The sequence below is a fragment of the Latilactobacillus parafuchuensis genome (assembly GCF_055271665.1).
The window spans coordinates 828,765-842,712 of sequence record NZ_CM143875.1 but is presented as its reverse complement, the minus strand read 5'-3'; the positions used below and the strand labels follow the sequence as shown (position 1 = coordinate 842,712).

General features: G+C 41.9%; 13 protein-coding genes and 1 riboswitch. Of the genes, 5 read left to right on the top strand and 8 right to left on the bottom strand.

The genetic code is table 11. From position 1 onward, the window contains the following. Positions 1 to 801, bottom strand: a complete 801-nt coding sequence (thiM, locus tag ACVPPQ_RS04350; RefSeq protein ID WP_463495964.1) for a hydroxyethylthiazole kinase — start codon at positions 799 to 801, stop codon at positions 1 to 3. Positions 802 to 872: 71 nt separating this feature from the next. Continuing rightward, a riboswitch (TPP riboswitch) is annotated at positions 873 to 979 on the bottom strand. Positions 980 to 1,215: 236 nt separating this feature from the next. Between thiM and nagE the strand changes: the two genes are divergently transcribed. Beyond that, entirely contained in the window at positions 1,216 to 3,228 is a 2,013-nt protein-coding gene (gene nagE, locus ACVPPQ_RS04345; protein ID WP_463495962.1) for an N-acetylglucosamine-specific PTS transporter subunit IIBC, read from the top strand. Between the two features lie 471 nt (positions 3,229 to 3,699). On the opposite strand, the gene ACVPPQ_RS04340 is transcribed toward nagE, so the two are convergent. The 3 genes from ACVPPQ_RS04340 to ACVPPQ_RS04330 all read right to left on the bottom strand — a co-directional run bounded on the left by ACVPPQ_RS04340 (position 3,700) and on the right by ACVPPQ_RS04330 (position 6,948). After that, the gene (locus ACVPPQ_RS04340; protein ID WP_463495960.1) at positions 3,700 to 4,605 is read right to left on the bottom strand and encodes a lactate/malate family dehydrogenase; all 906 of its coding nucleotides are present in this window, start codon (positions 4,603 to 4,605) and stop codon (positions 3,700 to 3,702) included. 170 nt (positions 4,606 to 4,775) lie between these two features. Next, complete coding sequence (locus tag ACVPPQ_RS04335; protein WP_463495958.1) at positions 4,776 to 5,720, bottom strand: DUF1002 domain-containing protein; 945 nt, start codon at positions 5,718 to 5,720, stop codon at positions 4,776 to 4,778. 100 nt (positions 5,721 to 5,820) lie between these two features. Then, on the bottom strand, positions 5,821 to 6,948 hold the full coding sequence (locus ACVPPQ_RS04330; RefSeq protein ID WP_463495956.1) for a VanZ family protein: 1,128 nt from the start codon (positions 6,946 to 6,948) through the stop codon (positions 5,821 to 5,823). Positions 6,949 to 7,210: 262 nt separating this feature from the next. Between ACVPPQ_RS04330 and ACVPPQ_RS04325 the strand changes: the two genes are divergently transcribed. Together ACVPPQ_RS04325 and ACVPPQ_RS04320 are read left to right on the top strand one after the other, a co-directional pair. Continuing rightward, on the top strand, positions 7,211 to 8,491 hold the full coding sequence (locus ACVPPQ_RS04325; RefSeq protein ID WP_463495954.1) for an adenylosuccinate synthase: 1,281 nt from the start codon (positions 7,211 to 7,213) through the stop codon (positions 8,489 to 8,491). A 169-nt stretch (positions 8,492 to 8,660) separates the two neighbouring features. Then, on the top strand, positions 8,661 to 9,971 hold the full coding sequence (locus ACVPPQ_RS04320) for an NCS2 family permease (RefSeq protein ID WP_025083729.1): 1,311 nt from the start codon (positions 8,661 to 8,663) through the stop codon (positions 9,969 to 9,971). 123 nt (positions 9,972 to 10,094) lie between these two features. On the opposite strand, the gene ACVPPQ_RS04315 is transcribed toward ACVPPQ_RS04320, so the two are convergent. The 3 genes from ACVPPQ_RS04315 to ACVPPQ_RS04305 form a co-directional block, all read right to left on the bottom strand. Next, the gene (locus tag ACVPPQ_RS04315; protein ID WP_463495952.1) at positions 10,095 to 10,259 is read right to left on the bottom strand and encodes a hypothetical protein; all 165 of its coding nucleotides are present in this window, start codon (positions 10,257 to 10,259) and stop codon (positions 10,095 to 10,097) included. A gap of 12 nt (positions 10,260 to 10,271) precedes the next feature. After that, positions 10,272 to 10,877 (bottom strand): hypothetical protein, encoded by a 606-nt coding sequence (locus ACVPPQ_RS04310; RefSeq protein ID WP_463495950.1) that lies wholly within the window; start codon positions 10,875 to 10,877, stop codon positions 10,272 to 10,274. A 339-nt stretch (positions 10,878 to 11,216) separates the two neighbouring features. Then, positions 11,217 to 11,561, bottom strand: coding sequence for a helix-turn-helix domain-containing protein (locus ACVPPQ_RS04305; protein ID WP_025083731.1), 345 nt, complete (start codon positions 11,559 to 11,561; stop codon positions 11,217 to 11,219). Positions 11,562 to 12,258: 697 nt separating this feature from the next. Here ACVPPQ_RS04305 and ACVPPQ_RS04300 point away from each other — a divergent pair. Next, positions 12,259 to 12,708 carry a DUF2975 domain-containing protein gene (locus tag ACVPPQ_RS04300; protein WP_025082861.1) on the top strand — a complete coding sequence of 150 codons (450 nt, stop codon included), beginning with the start codon at positions 12,259 to 12,261 and terminating at the stop codon, positions 12,706 to 12,708. Between the two features lie 96 nt (positions 12,709 to 12,804). Continuing rightward, a complete protein-coding gene (locus tag ACVPPQ_RS04295) occupies positions 12,805 to 13,467 on the top strand; it encodes a class A sortase (protein ID WP_025082860.1) in 663 nt (220 codons plus the stop codon). Positions 13,468 to 13,496: 29 nt separating this feature from the next. Here ACVPPQ_RS04295 and ACVPPQ_RS04290 read toward each other — a convergent pair whose 3' ends face one another. Further along, the gene (locus tag ACVPPQ_RS04290) at positions 13,497 to 13,907 is read right to left on the bottom strand and encodes a hypothetical protein (RefSeq protein WP_463495947.1); all 411 of its coding nucleotides are present in this window, start codon (positions 13,905 to 13,907) and stop codon (positions 13,497 to 13,499) included. Between the last annotated feature and the right edge of the window lie 41 nt (positions 13,908 to 13,948).

The following is a 13,948-nucleotide window of genomic DNA, read 5'->3' as shown; positions in this document are numbered from 1 at the left end:
TTAATTGGACTCCTTTAATTGGGCTTTTTGACTGATTTCTTCGGTCGTCACCGTGAACAAACGGTCTAATAATTGCAGATAAAAGCTACCAGGTAACGGTTGTGGCATCGCTTCAGCAACTAATTGACCAGTGACGGCAAAAGTAGTGGCTGCGGCAACGGCTGCTTGATAAGGATCGTCAGGTAGCATGCCGACGAACGCACCGCAAACGCCGGTTAACATATCACCAGAGCCGACGTGGGTTTGGAAGAGCGGGGTCCCGTTGAAGATTTGGGTCGTCCGTTGACCATCGGTGACCACATCTGTTGGACCCGTTAATAGAATCGTAGTGTTCAGTTTACGAGCGGCTTGTCGCGCTAAATCAACGATGTCGGCTTGACCACTCCCGGCATCAATCCCGTTAGCTTGCCAGTCAATCCCGGCAAAATAGGCAATCTCACCGGCATTTCCACGAATAATACCGGGGGTGCCTAAAGTGAGTAGTTGATCGATTACGCCTTGACGATACGTTAAGGAACCGACGGCGACCGGGTCTAAGACAACCGGTTTGTGCATTTGATACGCGGCTTGCAACAACGTGACCATTTGATCAATCTGGGGTTGGGCGAGCGTGCCGATGTTAACGGTTATCGCTTGGGCAATCGCAACGATATCGGCCGCTTCTTCAGGTGCACTGGACATAATGGGCGACGCGCCAATCACGTTTTGGACGTTGGCGACTTGGTCGACGGTCACGTGGTTCGAGATGTTGGCCACAATTGGATTTGTGTGCCGCAGTTGGTTCAATAAGGTCTGATTCATGGTAGAGCCTCCTTAGAATATCAAAAAAGCCACTTTTGGCTGCACGACGGCATAGAAAAGTGGCTTAACAAATAAGCAAGGGAGCACTTTCCTACGCAAGTCTGAACTTACAGGTTCGAAGGGATTAGATTGAATCAATCTATCTCAGTTCTTCTAAAGAACACCCCTAGTGCAAAGCGATTTAATTGTACCCTTAGTATACGGGATGCCGTCGCTTTTGCAACCGTTTTATAATTGTTGAAAATAATTTGTTTAAATAGTCAGTTATACACGAGGTATAGACCAATGTTTTTTTAAATAAAGAAACCGCTTTAAAAGCCATCTATAAAGGTCTATACCAAAAATTAAGCGCTTGCGTCTGTTAACTGTTAATGGTTTAATGAAAACATCGAAAAATATTAAGGAGTATTCGCAATGAAAAATTACTTACAACGAATGGGTCGCTCATTGATGTTACCAGTTGCCGTATTACCAGCAGCTGCCATCTTAATGGGGATTGCTAACTGGGTTGGCAATGGCGATTCAAATGCTAACATCTTCACGATTTTCTTAGCCGGTGGTAGTGGCGCGATTTTAAATAATTTACCATTACTATTTGCCGTCGGTTTAGCTTTAGGGATGTCGAAGGATCAAGATGGGGCCGCAGCCTTAGCTGGTTTGGTAGCTTTCTTAGTACCGAAGACCATCTTAGCACCTGCTTCAGTTCAAGCGATGCAAGGGTTATCAGACATCGCTAAAGTCAATCCTGCTTTTGGTAAGATTGAAGGGAACGTCTTAATTGGGATTTTAGCCGGTTTAATTGCCGCTGCCATGTACAATAAATTCCATAACGTGAAGTTACCGATGGCGCTGTCCTTCTTTAGTGGGAAACGGTTGGTACCGATTATGGCCGCCGCTGCCATGGTCGTTGTTTCAGCCATCCTATACTTCGTTTGGCCAGCAGTCTTCACCGTATTAGTGGCCTTTGGTAAAGCAATTTCTAATCTTGGTTGGGCCGGGGCTGGGATTTACGGGTTCTTCAACCGTTTATTGATTCCAACCGGGTTACACCATGCGTTGAATTCAGTGTTCTGGTTTGACGTTGCGAATATTAATGATATCGGGAATTTCTTAGGCGGTGCTAAATCGATCGCTAACGGGACGGCCATTGTTGGTAAGACCGGTATGTATCAAGCTGGTTTCTTCCCAGTGATGATGTTTGGATTACCAGCTGGGGCCTATGCGATTTATAAAAATGCGCGTCCTGAACGTAAAAAAGCAACAGCTTCATTAATGTTAGCTGCTGGTTTTGCCTCATTCTTTACAGGGGTAACTGAACCCCTTGAATTCTCATTCATGTTTGTGGCATGGCCACTCTACGTGTTACACGCAGCCTTTACTGGTATTTCATTGGCAATCGCCGCATTCTTCCACTGGACAGCCGGATTTGCCTTTAGTGCTGGTTTAGTCGATTATGTTTTAAGTTTAAAGAATCCAGTTGCAAACCAACCATTGATGTTATTGGTTGAAGGGCTCGCAATGGCCGCAATTTATTACTTCGGCTTTAACTTTGCCATTAAGAAATTTAACTTGATGACACCCGGGCGTGAAGTTGAAGAAGTTGTTGACGATGCACCAGCCGTCGCAACTGATAAAAATGATGATAAATTCATGATTCAAGCTAAAAAGATTTACGCTGCCATCGGTGGTAAAGCCAATATCAAGGTGATTGATAATTGTACCACGCGTCTCCGCCTTCAATTAGCAGATACGGGTAAAGCGAACCAAGCGGCCATTAAAGCGGCTGGTGTTGCTGGGATTAACGTCTTAGATCAGACAAATATTCAAATTATTATCGGGACTGAAGTGCAATTCGTCGCGGATGCTTTGAAAGAACTTTTCAACAGTAATGCACCAATTGGCACTGTTACTGATGACGCACCCGTTGCCGAAGCAGCAGTCGTTAATAGTGATATTAATGCTGGGATGACGGATGAATTCTACACAGTTGCTGATGGTCAATTAATTGATATTGAAGCGGTTGATGATGCAACTTTTGCTCAAAAAATGTTAGGTGACGGTTACGCCGTTATCCCAACTAACGGTAAAATCGTGTCACCTGTTTCTGGGACAATCATGACGGTCTTCCCAACGAAACACGCAATCGGCATCAAGACTGAAGATGGTTTAGAAGTCCTAGTGCACATGGGGATTGATACTGTTGAATTAAAGGGTGCTCCTTTTGAAGTAGCCGTTGAAGAAGGTCAAACAGTGCAACACGGTGACTTATTAGCCAATGTTGACTTGGCACAAATTGTGCAAGCTGGCAAACAAACCGCAATGATGGTGATCATCACCAACATGGCAGACGTTGCTTATTTCAAATCAACAGCAACCGGCCGCACAGTCCAATCAAACGAAATCGCATTAAAAGCAACAACGAAATAAAGAGTGCTAGCTCAAGCGTTTAAGCTTCGAGCATAACCTAATAACGGGCAGGATGGTTTGGATTTTAACCATCCTGCCCGTTATGTCGTTAGGCGGAGAAGCTTGCTTGAGAAGCACGTTTAAAAATCGGAGTGCTGACTCAAGTCGGTCAGGCTTTGAGGATTAACCTAAAAACAGGAATTATGAGTGTTTTTTACTCATGATTCCTGTTTTGTCGTTAACCGGAAAAGGCTACTTGAGAAGCACGTTTCAAAGTCTGAGTGCTGTAACTCACGGGTAGTTTCTGAGCATTAGCCTAGTTTCGTGAATAAAGTCTGTATTGTGGACTTTGTTTGCGAAACGTCGCTAAGCACAAGAAACTGTGAGTGGAAGCACGTTTCAAATCCAAAAAAGTGGTTATCCTTAGTTCGGGATAACCACTTTTTCGACTTGATACTCAATTGATAACCGAGTGCTATCATAGCTTATTTTTTAAATTGTCGCGTACATGTCTTTAATCTTCTTGATGGAAGTGGTCATCAATTCAGTTTCACTAGCCGTTAATTGAAGTTGATAATCTTTGAGAATCCCGTCTGAACCGACCATTGCGGGATGGCCTAAATAACAACCCGCTTGTTGATCGTAGTTGCTGACGGGTAAAATTTCGTGCGTATTTTGTAAAATCGCATGGGCACAGATGGCGGCTTGATTAGCAATACCGTAAGAAGTGTAACCTTTACCACTAATTACAGCCCAGGCCCCTTGGCGCGCATCAGTTTCGAATTGGGCCAGTTGTTCAGGGGTGAATTGCTTAGTGAGTGCTTGGCTAGCGACTTGAACACTTGACCAGGCAACGAATTGCGAATTACCATGTTCGCCCAGCACGTAGCCTGTGACGGCGTTGGGTGCAATTTGTAAGGCATCGGCGACGGCGTTTTGCATCCGGGCAGTGTCTAAAGTAGTCCCGGTACCGAAGACGCGTTCTTTAGAAAATCCGGTTAACTCTTGGAGATATTGGGTAATCACGTCGCAAGGGTTGGTAATGCTTAACAAAATCCCCTTAAAATTCGCAGCTTTAATCTTGGGGCCCCATTGTGCGGCGACCTGTTTGGTATAAGCTAATTCGGCGAAGCGGTCGGAACTATGTTGGAGAATTGAGATATCGCCAGCCGAGAAGATGATTAAATCACAATCACTCAGTTGGCTTTCGTCATTAGCCGTGATCGTGACGTCACCACCATGGCCGACTTGTCCGGTTTTTAAATCGTGCATTTCAGCAATTGCCAAAGCCTTGTTTTCATCGAGTAAGACGAGTTCATCACAAACTCGGCGAGAAACTAAGGTATAAGCGACGGTGCTCCCGACATGGCCAATGCCGATAACGGCTACTTTTTTCATAAAAAACACTCCTCATTAACTAATTGTTGACGCTTTCATTTTAATGGATTCCCAAGCGTTTAACAACCTTTGATGAAAAAAAGGTGTGAATTCAATAGGCTGATTGCAAGCAACGTAAAAAAGCCGTTGAACGACCTAATATAGGCTGGACAACGGCTTTTCAAAAAGGCTTAGTTAAAGAGCCCTTTGAAGAAACTAGCGATACTATCGAATAGTTTTTGGATAAAATTGCGGTTACTTTCAGTGTTTAATTTATTGAAGATGCTTTTGGCACCACTTTGAATATTATTCATCAATTTACCGGCTTGATTTTTAAAATCATCCGATTTTAAGGCGCCAGAATCTTGAATTTTAACGAGCAGATTGATAATTTGGGTTTTTTGATTGTTATTAATAATCGTCGTTAGGTTATTTGTTTCCAACTGATTATTGACGATTGTGGTAATTTGGTTGACGGTTAAGTTATCGCCTTTTTCAGCCATTGCTTGCTTAGCGCCAGTCACGGCGTTATTCAATTGCGCATCACTGTACCCGGAAGTATCTTTGTTGGCTTGGGTAATGTCACTCAAGGTGCTCATTTCGTCTTGAGCGGCGGTCACTTGGGCTTGATTCAGCGTTTCGCCATTCTCAGCAAAAGCGGCGTAGACGCCAGCCAATGCGCCGGAACCGTCAATGGGGACTGCGGAAGTCACGTAAATCGTGGCGTTAGTCACACCAGCGGTCAACGCGGCATTCTTATATTGGTCGGCGGTAATCGTGGTGATGTTGTTGCTGCCGTTAAAATCAACGATTTTGACATTGATTCCGGTTGCCGTCTCATTTTTTTGAATCAGAGCGCTCGAGTAGACGTTCGAGTTAGTGTTAAAAGTTTGTTGGTTTTGATCTAAATATTTAACTAGGGTGGAACCAGTGACGGTTAGTTCGTTGTAGTCGGTCACGTTAGCGGCATTTTTAAGTGTGGTGAGCGTCGCTTCTTTTTGGGTACTTGAAAGGCTCGTTCCTAGGGTGGCAACGGGTTTATCCCAACTGGTCGTATCAGCAAAGGCCGATTGCGCCGAGAAACCAATAATGGTTGCGAGAATCAGTGGAATCGCCACTTTAAGTTTAGTGAACATAGTCAGTAATCCTTTCTGGATGCATTTGATATCTCTAGTATAACTAATTTAAGGCTTAAAGTATTGGCTGATGGTTAATTTTAAGCAATTTATTGTAGAATTAATTCTTTTTTAATGAACTGATTTCACGGGTGTGGGTTAATTTTTCATAAAATAATTGCGGCCGGCGTAGTAACCAACTCAATAGGAAGTTGCCAAGTGCCAATAACGGTAAAATCAACGTCAGACCGAGTAAAACGAGGTTACGATCTAGATGGGTTGGGCCGTTGGCAACGACGGCGTCTAAAGCGACGCGCCACAGTGAGAAACTAGGCAAAATAATGAAGAATAAACTGAATTGGCGGGCAAAGAGCCCCCATTTTGATTGGTGGTCGCTGATTAATTGGAGGTTTAATAATTTCTTGGCAGGGGTTTGGCCCGACCAGAGTAAGGGTAATAAAACGAAATAGAGGCCGACTGATACGCTATAGGCCACGGGACTAGGGATGGTGATGGTTTTGAGTGGTGATAAGCGCCAACCGAAACTGATTAAACCGCTGATAAGGGCTAAGAGGCCGTAATCTAACCACAAGGCTAAGAGACGGCGGAGATAACCGACTTTTTGTCCGTGAGTAAAGGCTGACTCGTCGAGACTCGTGCGGGTCGGTAATAAAAAGGTTAGTAGTGGTTCAACGGCGAAACCAATCAAACCACCGGTCGTATTCAATAGGAGATCATCGACATCGAATAAGCGGTATGGCCGCGGATAGATGCCGTAGAGGCCTGATAGTTGGGTTAATTCGAAGCACAAGGATAATCCGAAACTGAGTAAGATGGTTTTCTTAAAATCCATTTTGAAGAAATACCGCAGATAAACGCCAAACGGAATCGTCAAAACAACGTTAAAAAGCGGTTGAATCACTGCGGCCTGTTTCAAGGTGGCCAGATAAGTGTGCGGATTGGTCAGGATCAAGGGTGTCATGTTGATAAATTCACGGACAAAGGTTAAGGGAATCAGATTATATTTAGGGGTTGTGAGGTGCGCAACGACGGATTGTGGCGGTAACGGTAAAATAATCAAGCAATAAGCCGCTAATAGATAGAAGATAAAACTATAAATGATTAAACTGCGAAAGACAGTTAGCGCGCCGTAGCGGTGATAATGATAAATGAGGACCGGCACGGTTAAGCCTAATGCGAGTATTGGAAAAATAATCAAGGCGGTGCGTAAATTATCGAGATATAACATATTAAGCTCCTCAGTGGTTAATGTGGTTTAATTGTAGGCGGTCAGCACAGCACTGTCAAATCAAAATAAAGTTCGCTTTTTATCCGGTTACATAATCAATTTTAAATAAAGTGCGCTTTTAGGCCTTTTATTAACTGGTTTATGAAAATAAAGTTCGTCTTTTGAGTTGATTTTAAGCTGTCGAGTTGGTACAATGGCCTTTGTGAGTTAAGTACTTAAATATCAAGTTAGCGACTAACTTGAATAAAGGGGTTTTATTCATATGACATCTGCAGTAGTAGTTGGAACACAATGGGGCGACGAAGGTAAAGGCAAAATTACCGATTTCTTAGGTCAAAAAGCGGACGCTATCGCACGTTACCAAGGTGGCGATAATGCTGGTCATACCATTAAATTAGGTTCAGAAACTTATCATTTACAATTAATTCCATCCGGTATTTTTAATAGTGACAAAATCAGCGTTATCGGCAACGGGGTAGTGGTCAATCCTAAATCACTCGTGGGTGAATTACGCGGGTTAGCTGACAAAAATATTGATACCAAACAATTAAAATTATCTGATCGTGCACACGTCATTTTGCCCTACCATATTCAATTGGATAGCTTGCAAGAAGCAGCTAAAGGCGATCAAAAAATTGGTACCACTAATCGTGGGATTGGACCCGCTTATATGGACAAAGCAGCTCGTAGCGGGATTCGCGTCGCTGACTTATTAGATAAAGATTTATTTGCCACCAAACTCAAACAAAATTTAGCTGAAAAAAATGCGTTGTTCACGAAGATTTATGGTAGCGATGCGTTAAAATTCGATGATATTTTTGAAGAATATTATCAATATGGTCAAGAATTGAAACAATACGTTTGCGATACATCCGTTATTTTGAACGACGTCTTGGATCAAAAGGGCAACGTCTTATTCGAAGGCGCCCAAGGGATTCTATTAGATATCGACCAAGGGACTTACCCATTCGTGACGTCATCTAATCCAGCCGGCGGGGTTTCAACTGGTTCTGGCGTGGGTGCTTCACGGATTGATGAGGTCGTTGGCGTGGCCAAGGCTTATACATCACGAGTTGGTGACGGCCCATTCCCAACTGAATTATTTGACGAAACTGGCGATTTCATTCGCCAAGCTGGGCATGAATATGGCACAGTCACTGGTCGTCCCCGTCGGATTGGTTGGTTTGATACCGTTGTTCTACGCCATTCGAAACGGGTTGCTGGTTTAACCCAATTATGTTTAAACTGTGTCGACGTCTTGACTGGTTTGAAAACTCTCAAAATCTGTGTGGCTTATGAATTAGACGGCCAACAGATTGATCGTTATCCTGCTAGTTTAAGTGAATTAGCGCGTTGTACACCGATTTATGAAGAAATGCCTGGTTGGGACGAAGATATTACGGGTGTCAAGACCTTAGAAGAGCTCCCAGAAAATGCCCGCAACTATGTTGAACGGTTGCAAGAATTAGTTGATTTACCGTTGGCCACTTTTGCAGTCGGTCCTGATCGTGATCAAACCAACATTTTGAAAGCCATCTGGTAAATCAGAGCACAAAAAAAGAGAATGCAAAGTCCGTTTTCTAAATGCGTCGTTAAACGCACCAACAGTCTTTCATTCTCGTGGGTTTGGCACCAATCAGTATTATACACAGTTTGTTATCAAAAAGATAGTCATAAATTTAGTTATTCTTAGAGGAGTTAGTTAAATTATTATGCAAAAAATGAATCGTTTCTTTGCCATTGATGAACACCATTCAACCGTCAAACGGGAAGTGCTTGCCGGTTTTACCACGTTTATCTCAATGGTCTATATTTTATTTGTGAACCCCAGTGTCTTAGGTGCTTCTGGCATGGATACCGGTGCGGTCTTCACTGCGACGGCTTTGGCCAGTGCCATCGGTTGTTTCTTAATGGGGATGTACGCTAAATATCCAATCGCGACCGCGCCAGCCCTCGGGATTAACGCCTTCTTCAGTTATTCCGTCGTTATCGGGATGGGCGTTTCATGGCAAACCGCTTTAGCCGGCGTGTTTGTCGCGTCATTAATTTTCATGTTAATCACGGTTTTTAAACTCCGTGAATTGATTATCGATGCGATTCCACGTGATTTAAAACTCGCGATTTCTGCCGGAATTGGGATGTTTGTTGCCTTCATCGGTTTGCACGGTGGTGGTTTAATCGTCGCCAATAAATCAACGGTTGTTGGTTTGGGTGACTTTACGCAAGGGACGACTTGGTTAACCGTTTTTGGGTTAATTATCACGGTGATTTTAATGGTAAAAAAAGTTCCTGGTGGGATTTTTATCGGGATGGTTTTGACATCAATCTTAGGGGTTGTGACCGGCTTAATTCATTTGCCAAGTCATTTAGTCGCTGCTGCACCTAGTTTGAAACCCACTTTCTTAGCGGGGTTACACCACGTCGGTGATATCAATACCGTGCAAATGTGGGTCGTGGTCTTAACCTTCTTATTGGTGACGTTCTTCGATACGGCCGGTACGCTAGTTGGTTTAGCGGAACAAGCCGGTTTTATGAAGGACAATAAAATGCCGCGGGTGGGTAAGGCCTTGATGTCTGATTCATCAGCGATGCTAGCGGGTTCATTATTAGGCACGTCACCAGTTGGCGCCTTCGTCGAATCATCAGCGGGGATTGCCGTCGGTGGTCGGACTGGTTTAACCGCCGTTGTCACTGGGATTTTATTCATCTTTAGTTTATTTTTCTCACCATTATTGACAGTGGTGACGAGCCAAGTGACCGCGCCAGCCTTAGTGATTGTCGGCGTTCTAATGGCGCAATCATTGAAGAAAATTGATTGGGAAAAATTAGAAATTGCGATTCCAGCTTTCTTAATTGTCTTGGGGATGCCGTTAACATACAGTATCTCAGACGGGATTGCGTTAGGCTTTATTCTTTATCCAATTACAATGATCACTGCTGGTCGGCGTAAAGAAATTCATCCGATTATGTACGTCTTATTCGTGGTCTTCATCGTCTTCATGGCGATTCTCAACGTTAAATAGCGGGTGTAAAAGCAATTTCGACTAGCAATTTTAATTTAGCCTTAGCCTTTTTTAACGTTGGATATCACAGGACACAAAAAAATGGCCATTCCCCTCGCCGGGAATGGCTATTTGTATTAAACGCTACAATTTATTTAAAATCTGATCAACTACTGCGCAAGTAACTATAATCGAAACTACCATGATAATCTTATAGGCAATACCCGTTAAACCAGAACCCATAACAAGTAACATAACTACAAATATGCTTATGCCAAAAGCTAAACCTCTTATCATTCTATCTTTCATAGTAATTACCCCTTACTGATTAGAACTACCTGCATATACAAATGATCTGATTTTAAAGATTTTACCACTGGTAAAGTTTCCTCCGTTAATGACAGAAGATATTGCAGCAATAGCTACTGCTGCTGATGGAACCATTGCAACCATTGCGGCATAAATCGCAGCATAGGATACATGGCTTATATTATTTAACCATGTTTTACTTAAATAAAGATCAACATTTCCATAACGTGCTTGCCCGTGCCAAACAATTTTAGTAACGCCTGTCCCTCTTGTAAGAACACTACTTGAAAGTGCAATTCCTTGTTGTTGCAAATAGGCATACATATCACTATCTTGAATCGTAATAATAGTATCCATACCCTTGACTTCTAACGTATGTTTCATCGGTATATTAAAATCAGAATTAATATTGGTATTAATCGATGTCGGTACTGTTTCATTAATTGAACTTGCATTTACAATTGTTGGTACAATTGGTCCGCCAAGTAACATTGCAGTTGAGTTGCTGCTGCAGTCATTAATTTTACAGATTTTTTCATGATAAACCCTCCAATAATATTCAATTTCAAATCTTATCAATGTATAAAGAAAGCGTTTTCTATAACTTGATAATAGCACTATTGAAAATAAAATCAAAGTGTTTTTTACTTATATACCAATTATTTTTAAAAGACGATACTACTTAATTTAATTGTGTTTTTATTAACATATACCAATTCATACGCTTTTCATCGACTTGAAACCTTAGTTAGTTAAATTTATATTTTGAGTATAAATTTTTATTTATCATCACACCATCTAAAAAGCATCTAGAAATAAATCTAGATGCTTAGTTTAATAATTTAATATATTAGATTGCTACCGATAGAAATATTATCTTTTTACTTTTACAATTGTTACTTGGTATCCATATTTCGCTGCATGTGCATTTGCCTTATCAACTGCAGTATCTGAACATTACTTTTGAGAATGATCACCATCTAAACATTTCCATTGATAACCAAAAGAATCCTTATTTCTAAAGCATAAAAATAAAAACACTAATCCCGCCAAAATACTAAACATTATTTTTCGATTTAATAATGTTCTGAAATTAAATTGATTTATTTTGATAGTAGAATCTAATAAATTATCAACTAGATGTATATCATTAAATAGTTTTATATTCTCAATATCAGGAGAACTTTTCCCGGTCTCCCACTGCGAGATTGCCTGTCTTGAAATATGCAACCGTTCAGCTACCTCGTCTTGTGTAAGCCCACTATTTCGACGTGCAACTTTTAAACGTTCAGCTAAGTCCATAAGACCCCTCCTTAAATACCCCAAATATAGTACCATAGTTGACAGAGACAGCGCAAAGCTCTCTTGAGATACTTTCACTATCAGTGAGTGATAGCACTCAGGCGATAACGTGCTTTTGAGTTGCAACAACTTCCGTTTAATCTAAAATAACCGATAATCTTAAGACCAAGATTATCGGTTATTTATAATTAATGCTCAGTTGCTGACCGCAACTCAACGCACTCATTCGATAACGTGCAGTCCCTCACAGTTTCCTGTGCTTAGCTACGTTTCGCAAACAAAGTCCAAAGTCCGGACTTTATTCGCGAAACTAGGCTAATGCTCAGAAACTACCCGTGAGTGACGGCACTTCGATCATAACGTGCTTCTGAGTTGCAACAACCTCCGCTTAATCTAAAATAACCGATAATCTTAAGACCAAGATTACTGGTTATTTATAATTAATGCTCAGTTGCTACCCGCAACTCAACGCACTCAGGCGATAACGTGCTTCTCAGCCAACTTCTTCCGGTTAGCTACGAATCGCAAATTATGACTAAAACCGGTCATAATTCACAATTCTAGGCTATACTCAGAAGTTAACCGGCTGAGTTTAGCACTCATCTTTTTTTAATTTTCTTTAAATTCCGCTTAATCTAATTGGCGTTTTGGGCTTTTACGTTTAAATTATAGTCAGAGACTGTTTGAGGTGATTAGTGTGAGAGTCCAAATTTGGTTTTTAAAAGCGACGCTATTGGTAATCAATATGCCGTTATTATTGATGAGTGTTTTCTGGTGGCCACGTTTAATGGTTAACATCGCAGCGATTTTACCGCGGGTCGTTATTTTAGGTGGGGTGGTCGGATTGTTGTTGTACGGGATGACAGGCCTGCTTTTGTGGAGCGGATTTCAATTGATTCGAATTTTGAATGAAGTCGCTAAGCAGGGTTCTTTTGGGTTGATGACCAGTCAGGCCTTGCGGCAGATTAGACGGGCCGCGATTTGGAATACGGTCGGTTACATGGTAAGTTTACCCTTCTTCTATTTTGTCGCCGATCGGACTGATGCACCGGGGATTATGCTAATTGGTTTTGCAATTATTCTAGTTTCGGTGATGATTGCGACGGGGACTAACTTATTATTGCGACTGCAAACTCATCACGATTAATTAAAGACGTTAAATATTCCGTAAGTTGCCGAGCCGACAGGGGTCTTCAGAATATGGTACAATAGCCCTAAATAATCATGAAGGGCCTCAAATAACATGTCAAAAAAAGTTAAAAATCGGATTATCAATAGTGTACTAGCAGTCGTTTTAATTATTGGCTTACTGCTAGTTTTCAGTGGTCCGATTAGAACCCAAATAGTCCGTTGGATGGCCAATCGGCGAATGGATGTCACAGCGACTCAAATTCAAAAAAATCAACACAAAAAAGCCAACTTTGATTTTAAAGCGGTTGATTCACTAGATACAAAACAGATCGTTCACGCGGCCGTTAGCGGTGATGTCATCGTGCTGGGTAAAGTGGCTGTGCCAAGTGTTGGCATGGCGCTACCGGTCATGAAGGGCGTCTCAGAGGATACCATGGCCCAAGGTGGTGGGACGATGAAACCTGATCAGAAGATGGGTGCGGACAATAACTACGCGCTCGCTGGCCATTCTTTTACCAATATCTTCTTACCATTGGAGAACGTTAAAGTCGGGGACATGGTTTATTTAACGGATATGCAATCGGTTTACACTTACAAGGTCGATTATAAACAATCAATCAGTCCATACGATGTCAAAGTGATCGATGATGTACCGGGCAAGAAAATGGTGACGTTGATTACGTGTGATAACACGGTGCGTCGGTGGTGTATTCAAGGTCAGTTAGTGAAGACGCAAAAAGCGACGAAGAAAACGTTAGCGGTGTTTAATCCGTAGTGCACTAAATTAAATCAATTGAAAAAGGGCTACCGGTCATTCGGGAGCCCTTTTTTGATGGTTTGATATTGTAAGATGAATAAGCTAATCGAGGATAGTAAAAAAACAAGGGTGGCAATGATGATTAAAGGCGCAATGATAACTGGCGTAACACTGTACTCACCGGCTTCTGTGACTAAGCTTCGTAAAGGTAACGAAGTAATCGTGATAGTTAACGGTATCAGACTTGTTAGACTGCAGATTAAGGCGAAAATTAAGCCAGTGACGGTTTTAGCGGTCAGTAGCCGAACTGATAACCCGGGTAATATTAAGATGACAATTGGTAAGCCTAGTGTGAAGATGCTAATAAATAAGATTGCGCCCCAGTCCCAGATTAATAACCCCATAATCATTAACACGTAGCTCAGAATCATTGTGATACCGATGTTTTTTTTCGACATAAAGTTGCTCCTCATGGGTGAATTAAGTTTTGATTTAGAAA